The organism is Nostoc sp. FACHB-888, assembly GCF_014696655.1.
Lineage (GTDB): Bacteria > Cyanobacteriota > Cyanobacteriia > Cyanobacteriales > Nostocaceae > Nostoc.
Genome location: NZ_JACJQM010000007.1, coordinates 148953 through 158950, shown reverse-complemented (window position 1 = coordinate 158950; position 9998 = coordinate 148953). Strand labels below are relative to the sequence as shown.

10 protein-coding genes are annotated in these 9998 nt (G+C 42.6%); all 10 read right to left on the bottom strand.

The features are described from left to right. Nucleotides 1-333: 333 nt before the first annotated feature. The 10 genes from H6G26_RS07100 to crtO all read right to left on the bottom strand — a co-directional run bounded on the left by H6G26_RS07100 (nt 334) and on the right by crtO (nt 9887). Nucleotides 334-1344 carry an SDR family oxidoreductase gene (locus H6G26_RS07100; RefSeq protein WP_190728571.1) on the bottom strand — a complete coding sequence of 337 codons (1011 nt, stop codon included), beginning with the start codon at nt 1342-1344 and terminating at the stop codon, nt 334-336. A gap of 97 nt (nt 1345-1441) precedes the next feature. Beyond that, nucleotides 1442-2287 (bottom strand): alpha/beta fold hydrolase, encoded by an 846-nt coding sequence (locus tag H6G26_RS07095; protein WP_190728570.1) that lies wholly within the window; start codon nt 2285-2287, stop codon nt 1442-1444. A 39-nt stretch (nt 2288-2326) separates the two neighbouring features. Further along, on the bottom strand, nt 2327-3106 hold the full coding sequence (locus tag H6G26_RS07090) for a beta-ketoacyl-ACP reductase (RefSeq protein ID WP_242053620.1): 780 nt from the start codon (nt 3104-3106) through the stop codon (nt 2327-2329). After that, complete coding sequence (locus H6G26_RS07085; RefSeq protein WP_190728569.1) at nt 3055-4248, bottom strand: thiolase family protein; 1194 nt, start codon at nt 4246-4248, stop codon at nt 3055-3057. Before H6G26_RS07085 ends, H6G26_RS07090 begins: the two co-directional genes overlap by 52 nt. A gap of 301 nt (nt 4249-4549) precedes the next feature. Further along, nucleotides 4550-5605: a class III poly(R)-hydroxyalkanoic acid synthase subunit PhaC gene (gene phaC, locus H6G26_RS07080; RefSeq protein WP_190728568.1), complete on the bottom strand. Its 1056-nt coding sequence runs from the start codon at nt 5603-5605 to the stop codon at nt 4550-4552. A gap of 191 nt (nt 5606-5796) precedes the next feature. Continuing rightward, a complete protein-coding gene (locus H6G26_RS07075; protein WP_190728567.1) occupies nt 5797-5973 on the bottom strand; it encodes a hypothetical protein in 177 nt (58 codons plus the stop codon). 101 nt (nt 5974-6074) lie between these two features. Continuing rightward, on the bottom strand, nt 6075-6461 hold the full coding sequence (locus H6G26_RS07070) for a poly(R)-hydroxyalkanoic acid synthase subunit PhaE (protein WP_190728566.1): 387 nt from the start codon (nt 6459-6461) through the stop codon (nt 6075-6077). Between the two features lie 129 nt (nt 6462-6590). Then, nucleotides 6591-7160, bottom strand: a complete 570-nt coding sequence (locus tag H6G26_RS07065) for a general stress protein (protein WP_190728565.1) — start codon at nt 7158-7160, stop codon at nt 6591-6593. A gap of 142 nt (nt 7161-7302) precedes the next feature. Beyond that, entirely contained in the window at nt 7303-7509 is a 207-nt protein-coding gene (locus H6G26_RS07060; protein WP_190728564.1) for a high light inducible protein, read from the bottom strand. Nucleotides 7510-8186: 677 nt separating this feature from the next. Next, on the bottom strand, nt 8187-9887 hold the full coding sequence (gene crtO, locus H6G26_RS07055; protein ID WP_190728563.1) for a beta-carotene ketolase CrtO: 1701 nt from the start codon (nt 9885-9887) through the stop codon (nt 8187-8189). Nucleotides 9888-9998 lie beyond the last annotated feature (111 nt).

Below are 9998 nucleotides of genomic sequence, written 5' to 3'. Positions count from 1 at the left end.
CCCTTAAAAAGGGGGGAACCGGAATCAGAGTCCCCCTTTTTAAGGGGTATTTAGGGGGATCTAAAACGTTTTGCTACCAAGATGAGGACTTTTCAAACATCCTCTCAGAGCCTGTCAAGAAACAACTTTTACAATTTGCCACCTAAAAAGCTTACTGAGAAAGCATTTCTAACTAAAAAGAAGGAAGGTTGTTTTGGGACAAGCTCTCAGTGCATCGCCTGTTCTCTACCTGTGACCAAAAGGAACTTGGGTTTAAAACGCCGCCGTTATACGGCGCTTATAACCCATCTAATTATTCCTTCTGGCTCCTGCCTCCTTCAACAAAATCCTTATCTATCCTTGTTCTTTCAATAGTTGAGCTGCTAGCAGCGCTAATGCTGCTGTACCAGCGATCGCACCCCACTGAAGAACCGGATTTTTTTCTAGCCAGTCGGAAACACTGGGTATAACCAAGTGACCATAATCTCCGTTAACTCTGTCGTCTTCAGCAACAGGTTCGTAAAAATTGTTTGATGCATCTTCGGATTTCGGCTCGGAACTATGCTGTAACTTGAAGCCAATGAGCAGTAACAGTGAATCTACTAAGGGAGGTGAGATGCGCTGTACCAAATCTAATATTTTAGCTACATCCCCAACCAAGTAGTCACGAGTTGGATGTTCGGCTACGTAGAGGATAGCATCAGCTACAAGTTTAGGCTCATAGTAAGGTGGTATCCCAGCAGGCTTTACGCCTAATTTCGTCCGACCATTGTTCCAGAAGGGACTGTTGATCACCCCTGGCTTCACACTTGTAACACTGATAGGCAATTTTTCATGTTGCAACTCAACGCGCATCGCTTCGATAAAACCCTCAACCCCGTGCTTGGCTGCCGAGTAAGCACTTTGGTAGGGGAGCGATCGCGTACCTTCCACTGAAGAGACATGGATCAATGCCCCCCGTCCCTCACGCTTCAGATGGGGTAGGGCCGCCATTGCACCATACACCTGTCCCATCAGATCGACATCAATAACATGCTTAAACTCTTCTGGTGTTGTATTGTCGAAAGTGGCAAAGATGCCGATGGCGGGGGCATGCACCCATGTATCGAGTCGCCCGTAGACTTCCACAGTTTTATCTGCGATCGCCTTTACCTGGTCAAATACTTCCACATCAGCTACGCAATAAGTTGCCTCGCCGCCAAAGCTGCGAATCTCTTCTACTAAAGACTTTAGCTTGGACTCACCGCGAGCGGAGACTACCACTTTTGCCCCGCGTCTAGCAAACTCAAGAGCTGTGATCCGTCCGATGCCACTAGAGGCTCCAACGACGGAAACAACCTGCTGATTGATTGGCTTTAATTGCATTAGTGTTACTCCTTAAAAGGGATTGGGGATTGGGGATTGGGTACTGGGGATTGGAAATTAAAATTCATTCCTAGAGTCCCTAGTTCCCAGTCCCCATTCACAAATGACAAGCAAGAAACTGGTTCAACGCGTCGGTAAATAATTCGGGACGCTCGACTTGGGGTAAATGCCCGCAATTGGGTATCAAACTTAGGTGTCCTTGCTTTAAACGGCTGACTGCATCTTGAGCTTGGTAGTTTGGCAGAACTAAGTCATTAATACCCCATACAACTAGGGTCGGCATCTCTACCTTTGGTAAGTATTCGAGTACTATTTGCTTCTGTCCTAATACATATAGTTGAGAACGCAGTATAGATAAATTCGCTTCTAAAAAGCCTGGAATAAGCCCCAGTCGCTCTTGTTCTGCTAGCCATCCGTTGGGAACTTGCAAGGGATTAGCAAAAAGCAACGCCGCCCGTGACCAAGCCCTTTGCTTTGCACCCAATGGTGTTTTGCTCCAGGCGATCGCTAACTCTCCATACCAGGGCAAAGTCAAATTTGACAGAATTGGGTTGACCACTTGGCTAAATCCCATACTGTCTACCAGTACTAATGCTGGTACGCGTTCGGGATTTGACAGTGCATAGCGCAAAGCAATCAAACCACCTAATGAATTACCTACCAATACTGCTCGTTGAATTTCTAAAGCGTTGAGAAAATTGCCTAAGAACTCTGTCAAAAATTCCAGCGAATATTCACGCTTGGGTTTAGCACTATCCCCGGAACCTGGGAAATCTACGGCTATAACACGATGTTTAGTTCCTAGAGTAGGTATTACCCAAGACCAATCTATAGCGCTATCACCGACTCCATGTAGCAGCACTAACGGTGGATCATCATTACCCCCACTTAAGTAGCGAATATTGAGTCCACTTACATCTATTTGCCGCTTTTCAAATCCCATGTTCACAGTTACTCCTACTATTTTGAATTTGTCATTTGTTTATGTATGATGAGCGCCGTTGACTCGCACAACTGTACCAGTAACGTAGCTGCTGGCTATTGGCGAAAGCAGAAATGCTACTGCCCAAGCAACCTCCTCCGGTTTCCCAAAGCGAGACAGGGGAATTTCAGACAAAATCCGTTGCTTGACTTTATCTGAAATCGGGGTGAGCATATCAGTCTCAATAAATCCCGGTGACACAGCATTAGCCCGCACTCCGTAACGTGCCGCTTCTAGAGCCAGAGATTTTGTCAAGCCAATTGTTCCTGCCTTCGATGCTGCGTAGTTTGTCTGACCGAGATTTCCACGTTCGCCGGAAATTGAAGTGATACAGACAACAGAGCCAGAACGCCGTTCGTACATCTTAGGAATAACGGGTTTTAAGGTGTTGTAGACTCCTTTCAAGTTAGTATCGATTACTGTATCCCAGTCTGCCGTTGTCAGTTTTGGGAAAAAATTGTCTCGTGTAATTCCAGCATTAGCGACAACCCCGTAAATTGGGCCAAGTTGCTCTTCAACCTTTTGTGTCACCTCCTCCATAGCCACTTCATCGGTGACATCGGCTGAGATTGCCAAACTCCCCATCTGCGGATTGTAATCGCTGCGGTAGGTGTAAGCTACTTTTGCTCCCAACTCCAAAAGCAGATTGACGATCGCAGCTCCAATTCCCCGATTACCGCCAGTTACCAAAACCACTTGATTTTCTAATCCCAAAGATGCCATACGAATTACCTCAGCCTCTCCAGTGCGATCGCAGTACCGCCACCAGTCCCGTGACAAACTGCTGCCAATCCAAACTGCCCGTTTTGCTGCTGCAAAGCGTTGAGCAGTGTTACTAAGATTCGCGCTCCTGAAGCCCCAATGGGATGTCCTAAAGCGATCGCCCCACCATAGACATTTAATTTTTCATAAGGAACGCCCAACTCCCGATTGAACAAGACATTGCTTATAGCAAATGCTTCGTTGTTTTCAAACAAATCAAAATCGTAAATTTTCATTTTGAGTTTGTCTAAAAGCTTGTTCACTGCCAATATGGGAACTTCGGGGAACCGCCAAGATTCTCCTCCTGTCCAGACTCCGCCAATCAGCCGTGCTATAGGATTGAGTTGGTAGCGTTCTACTGCTGTTTTACTTGCCAAAACTAGAGCTGCCGCTCCATCGGATATTTGACTGCTATTACCAGCCGTAAACACACCATCCGATCTGAAAGTTGGCTTCAGTCCTGCAAGAGTTTTTAAAGTAGTTTCGGGGCGAATTCCTTCATCTCGATCTACAACTTGTAAACCTTTCTTACCCGCAACCTCAATTGGTACAATCTCTTGTTTAAACAAGCCTTGCTCAGTCGCTTGAGCTGCTCTAGCTTGGGAAAAGAAAGCTACTTCATCCAACTCATCCCGTGTAATTTGGTAAGCAGTTGCCAGTTGTTCTGCTTGTTCTCCCATCGTTTCGCCACTGATGGGATCGGTGAGTCCGTCTTGGAGTAAAACATCGGTGAGTTGTTCTGGTGAACCTAATAAGGATTTGTATCCCCATCTAGCTCGTTGCGATAACAAAAACCCCGTCTGGGACATCGATTCCATGCCTCCAGCAAGTACCATTTCAGCATCACCAGAACGAATTGCACTAACACCGTTAATCGCACTCATCATTCCCGATGAACACACCATATTTACTGCATATCCGTTCACCTTCTGCGGAATCCCAGTTTTGAAAGCTGCTTGACGAGGCAATGACTGTCCGTGTCCGGCGCTAAGTACATTACCAAAAATATACAAGTCTAAAGCTTCTCCTGATACTCCGGCTCGTTCTAAGGCTGCACGCATGGCGATCGCACCTAAGTCTACTGGAGACAAATCTGCTAAAACACCTCCAAACCTACCAAGTGGTGTGCGAACTGCTGAGACAATATAAGCTTCTTCCATACTTCTCATCACGTTGGTGAATTAAAAATTGAAAATAATAAAATAAATATGATATGAATTTTTAAGTAAATTCCTATTTAGGATTTTTTGAAGAATTGCTTTTAATTTAATTAGTTATTTTGCAAAAAGTAGTGCATTTAGAAAACAAAATTAATTTACTTAACAATAATTTACAATAATTTTTTTGCTAAAAAATCAATCTTTAGAAGTAAATACTAGTATAGTCGTCTACCTAAAGAAAGGACATTCCATTGAATAATTTTGTATTCTAGAGTACAGAATTTTTGGAAAAATCAATATTTTATTCTCGCGCCTTCAGCCAATCGGCAATCGTTGGCGGTAGGTCTTTTTGAACTTTGCTGCTCACATACATACCAATATGTCCAACTGGAAACGATCGCACTGTATAATCAACACTGCCAACATATTTCTCAAGAGCTAAGGATGATGCTGGTAAAACTAGATGATCCTGTTCGGCATAAATGTTTAAAATTGGGATGCGGATATTTCCCAAATCTACTCGCTTGTTGCCAATCTCAATCTTACCTTTAATTAATTTGTTTCCTTGATAGAAGTCCTTAATAAATTGTCGAAAAGTCTCTCCAGCTTGATCTGGACTGTCAAAAATCCACTTTTCCATGCGGAGAAAATTGAGCAGCTTGTCCTCATACTCAACAAGTTCCAATAGATCAATATACTTTTTGACACCTAACTGAAAAGGCTTCAACATTACGAAGACAAAGTTGAGAAAGTTGCCAGGAATATTACCTAAAGTGTCAACTAAAAGATCCACATCTAATGCTTGTGTCCCTAAACTGCTTCCACTCCAAACATTGAGAAGTCCTTCATTGATGTGAAAATCGACTGGCGTAACCATAGTAATCAGGTTTTTTACCTTTTCTGGGTAAAGGGAACTGTAGCAAAGACTGAAGGTTCCCCCCTGACAAATTCCCAATAAGTTAATCTGCTCTAAGTTGTGGCGATCGCGGATCACATCTACACAGTTATTGATATATCCGTTGATGTATTTGTCAATAGTGAGCCAGCGATCGTCTTGGTTAGGATATCCCCAATCAATCAAGTAAACATCTAGACCAAGATTGAGTAAATTGGCAACAAGCGATCGCCCCTCCTGTAAATCTACAATGTAGGGACGGTTAACTAAGGCATAAACTATTAGGATCGGAATATTAAACGATTTTTCAACTTGGGATTGAAAGTGATACAGTACTAACTTGTCTTCCCGGTAGACTTCTTGCTTAGGTGTCACCCCAATCTCAATCTCTTGTTCGCGCAAGCGGTTGAAGATATCTACGCTATTAACTAGCTTTTCGATTAGTTCGATAGACTCGTGCATCGTTTTTTGATAACATCTTGGATGAAAAAAAGTAAAGTTCAAACCTCAGAAAAATATGGCAGTGCTTTCACCCAAATAAGGGTTTTTTAGAAACTAAAAGCACTACCATACGTTTTGCTGAGGATCATGTTATGTCTGAAATTTTTCAATGTCATCAAAAAAACAAAAATTTCCTGCTTAAATAAATAGGATTAAAATCGAATAAGTCCGTAATAAGCACTTACAGCAGCTAGGATAATTGTTATAACTCCCAGTGATGTGCTAAGTAGAAATTGGGCAGAGGTTTTTTTATTGAGAGCTTCTTTGCTTCCACCTTCAAGTGTTGTACGTTCGGTATTGTTAGAATTGGTTACGTTCTCAGTGTTCATGTTCTTATCTTATTTGATTACTTATTACAATTTCGCCTCTAATCCCAAAAACCACATCTAGCTTTAGGACTAACAAAAAAGGTAGAAATAACTAAATGAAATTAAAGCTTGGTTTCATCCACCTGATTACAAATCGGCACCTCAAGCTTCTTGCGAACTCCTTCTAGCAGCTGTTGTTGTTCGAGCCAATAGCTCATGCCTAATTTCAAGAATTTCCCGTGAATTGCCTGGGCATCCTCTGAACGGAACTTCTGTGCAAATTCTCGGTCAAATATATTACTCCAGACTTCCAGAAACTGTCGCCAATTGTCAATTGTTTCACCCTTGGCTTCATAAGAGGCCAACTCCCGCGTCAGTTCTGAAAATGCCTTTAGCCAAATATCTGCCAGTACTAACTGATAGTCAAAGCTAGCTTGGGATAGCTGGATTAAGGTATCAAAAGTTTTTAGGAGTTGGCTGATTTCACAGGTATTCTGCTGTGTACCCATCAGGTTTACTCCGTTATTTTTCCTAAGATAATCCGCACAATAACCGCTATAAGAATTCGTTAAAAATTTTGGATTCAATGCACAGATATAGCAACACCTGTGAAAAACCTTTTTGTTATGAACAAAGTACTAATTTCCCTCACCATTTGAAGCCTGCGCGGAATCATAAACGCCCCAATATTCAATACCCCGATCGCGTAACATTGGTTCAACGCGATGAATCTCTTCTTGTAAGCCTTCTAATATGAGCAAATAATAACTCTGCTGGAGGCGATCGCTATAAACTCTGGCTCTCTCTTCGGGTATGCCTAAATCGCCTAGTGCCTTGAGTAAATTCTGATTTGCTGCGGCTCCCACAGCAACACCTCCCACGCTGCTGACTAATGCTACACCTACAGAACCTGCTGCGAGTACAGCTCCTAAACCAGGAAGTGCCAGACTACTCAAACCAACTAACACGCTACCCCAAGTACTTGCTGTCAGTGCCTCTCTTACTGCTCCGCTTGTATTCACATCTTGATCGCCAATGCGATCGCTTATCTGCGTTTCACCTACGCGATCGCCCTGCTCTACATCTTTAGCAATGACAGAAACTTTCTCCAAAGGAAAGTTTGCAGTTTTCAATTCATTAATTGCCTGCTCTATTCCTTGAGAATTAGCAAATACTCCTAATGCACGTATTGTATCTTTAGTTATCATATTTTCTCCTTAGCAATTGTATTAGTGCGTCCATCTATAACCCTGGTATTAGACTTTACATCACCAGTAGGTTAAGTACTAAGAGGCTACTAAGTTGTTCTTTATTGATTTCTCCCAAGAGGGGATAAATATAAGCGAGGATTTAACGAACCAAGTGGAGTACGTCACGTACTAAGCTATAGCCAGCCAAATCCCAAAGTACGTAAGAAATAAAGCCAATCATTGCTAACCGCCCGTTCCACAGTTCTTGTTGGGGATTCCACCCAAGAATCCAAGCATTGCGATCGACACCGTTATAAGCTTTAGCTTCAGTAGATAATTCAATCGTTTTGTTACTTTCAGTTGCCATTGTAAATATTATTTAATAACTCTCCTACACCCACATCTTAGTTACTATTACGGTTGCAGTTCTCTGTCTATTGGGGAATATAAAAGCGTCACAGGAAGTATCTGTAAGCATTTTATATATTTTTGATCTTTTCGGTTAAGAAGCGTCAGGAACCTGATCAAAAGACCTCACCCTGTCCTATGGGACATTTCTTTCCTTGATAAGGGTACCGTGTACACAAAAGTCTTTTAAAGCTGCTTTTATACCTTAACCCGCAATGCCATTGCATCGACCCGCAATGCTATTGCATCGAACTGCAATGCTATTGCATCGAACTGCAATGCTATTGCATTGACCCGCAATGCTATTGCATCGAACTGCAATGCTATTGCATTGACCCGCAATGCCAATAAACTTGTAAAAATTAGCCTACTCTACGCTATTACATAGCAACTCTAAAAAGCTTGTGTCTACACCGTAGCCCTGATAAGGAGAGGGACAGGTTTTGCTTAAGCATTACCAGGGTGAGGTATCTCAGGATCTATCTGCGCGATAAATCTTAAATGACTTCACCAAAGACTTGTATGTACACCGTAGCTTTTAAAAGGGAATAATCTTCTCAAAGTCCTCCTTTTTAAGGAGGATTTAGGAGAATCTAAAATTTGTGATACATCACCCACCAGTTTACAAATAGCCTCTTAGTCTGATTCATTCCTTAAGACAGATGCGAAAGCAGATTTAATTGAACCTCCCGCTTCCTTGATTTTCTGGGCGATAGGTTGCTCATTATGCAAAAACACACGCGCACAGTTGCGTCCCGGCAAACCGGAAATTGAACCACCCGGATGAGTTCCAGCACCAGTAAGATATAAGTTATCAATTGGTGTTTTGTAGTTAGCTAATTCTGGCAAAGGACGGAAGCAAAGCATCTGTTCTAAGGTCATATCAATATGATAATAATTACCTTTATAAGTCCCTAGCCGTTCTCCCAACTCAGCCGGGCTTTCTACATGACGGGCGATGATTGAATGTTGAAGGTTGGGCGAATACTGCGCCAGTTTATTAATCACCTTGTCTGCAACTTTGTTTTTCAGTTCATCCGTCCAACCCGTACCTTTTAACCCTGTACCCTCCGCACCAGCAATTTGATAAGGTGCAAAAAACTCTATCCATAATGTGTGTTTCCCTTCCGGTGCCATCGATGGGTCGAGTCCGGTAGGCATTACTACATACATTGATGGGTCTTCATCAGGAATTTTGCCTAGAGTAATCAAACTATGAGCTTGTTCTACATGAGTGACGGAATCAGCAATCAGAATAGAACCCATCAGATAATTATCTTGGTGATTGTGGTGGACAAAGCGCAAGGGTTCAGATAAAGCACAATCAATTTTGAGGATGGTTTCATTGTTGTTAATGATGCGGCGGTCTAACCTTTCGCGCAAGTTGCGATCGCTACTATCGACATCGCTACTATCCATTAGTTGCAAGAATAAGCGTTTGGCATCAATACTTGAAATTACACCTTTATTCGCACGATATTCTTTGCCACCAGCAACGCGCACACCAACAGCTTTACCATTATCTACCAAAACTTTTTCTACCTTTTGGTCGGTGAGAATCGTACCACCTTGACTTTTTACCAGCTTCACCAAAGCTTCCACAAGTCCACCGCTACCACCACGCGGTCTTGCCATACCAGGATTATGACGCAACATCATCATCATCGCCCCAAAGGACATAGCTTTTTGTGAGGGAGGGGAACTCAGTTCGGCTGAGAGTCTAGCCAGAGGTGCTTTGACAAACTCAGAATCGAAGTACTCGTTAATATTATCTGTGGCACTGCTGAGTAGGGTACGGAGTAAATCAAGGGTTGTGTTAGAGCCACCTAGAAGGGAAAATAAGTCTTGCAGACTATTGAGATTGTAATTACCAGCAATATCAACAATTGATTTAGGTGGTGCATTGAAGAAAGGAGCAATCCCTGTGATAAAGCGCTGCCAAAAATCGGCATATTCAGCGTATTTTTCAGCATCACGCTGACTGTAACGGGCAATTTCCGCACAAGTCTTTTCCACCGATTTGTGAGCTAAGAAGTACTTCCCATCTGGATGAGGGCAAAAGGCAACTGGATCGCAGCTAAGATATTCCAAGCCGTACTTATGCAGTTCTAACTCTTGGATGACTGGCCCTAAGAAAATAAATAGATGGTTAATCGCGCAAGGACTAAATTTAAAACCAGGTGCTTCATCAGGCATAAGTTCTTCAGTTGTAGAACCGCCGCCGGGGAGCGATCGCCCTTCTAATAACAGGACGCTGTAACCAGCTTTTAGCAGGTAGCCAGCACAAACTAAACCATTATGACCAGCGCCAATAATTACAACGTCATACGATTCCATGAGTGCAACGTGTGGAGTAAAGTATATTCCCTGATATTAAAAAGTGCTGAAAATATCTAAATCTTTCGTGGGTTATAAAATATTTATATATCTAGTGGTAGTGTTTTTATC

Bases quoted from the DNA above. Each gene is read 5' to 3' on its own strand.
- H6G26_RS07070 (WP_190728566.1), bottom strand. From the start codon at position 6,461: ATGGGTACACAGCAGAATACCTGTGAAATCAGCCAACTCCTAAAAACT.
- phaC (WP_190728568.1), bottom strand. From the start codon at position 5,605: ATGCACGAGTCTATCGAACTAATCGAAAAGCTAGTTAATAGCGTAGAT.
- crtO (WP_190728563.1), bottom strand. From the start codon at position 9,887: ATGGAATCGTATGACGTTGTAATTATTGGCGCTGGTCATAATGGTTTA.
- H6G26_RS07095 (WP_190728570.1), bottom strand. From the start codon at position 2,287: ATGGGATTTGAAAAGCGGCAAATAGATGTAAGTGGACTCAATATTCGC.
- H6G26_RS07100 (WP_190728571.1), bottom strand. From the start codon at position 1,344: ATGCAATTAAAGCCAATCAATCAGCAGGTTGTTTCCGTCGTTGGAGCC.
- H6G26_RS07060 (WP_190728564.1), bottom strand. From the start codon at position 7,509: ATGGCAACTGAAAGTAACAAAACGATTGAATTATCTACTGAAGCTAAA.
- H6G26_RS07075 (WP_190728567.1), bottom strand. From the start codon at position 5,973: ATGAACACTGAGAACGTAACCAATTCTAACAATACCGAACGTACAACA.
- H6G26_RS07085 (WP_190728569.1), bottom strand. From the start codon at position 4,248: ATGGAAGAAGCTTATATTGTCTCAGCAGTTCGCACACCACTTGGTAGG.
- H6G26_RS07065 (WP_190728565.1), bottom strand. From the start codon at position 7,160: ATGATAACTAAAGATACAATACGTGCATTAGGAGTATTTGCTAATTCT.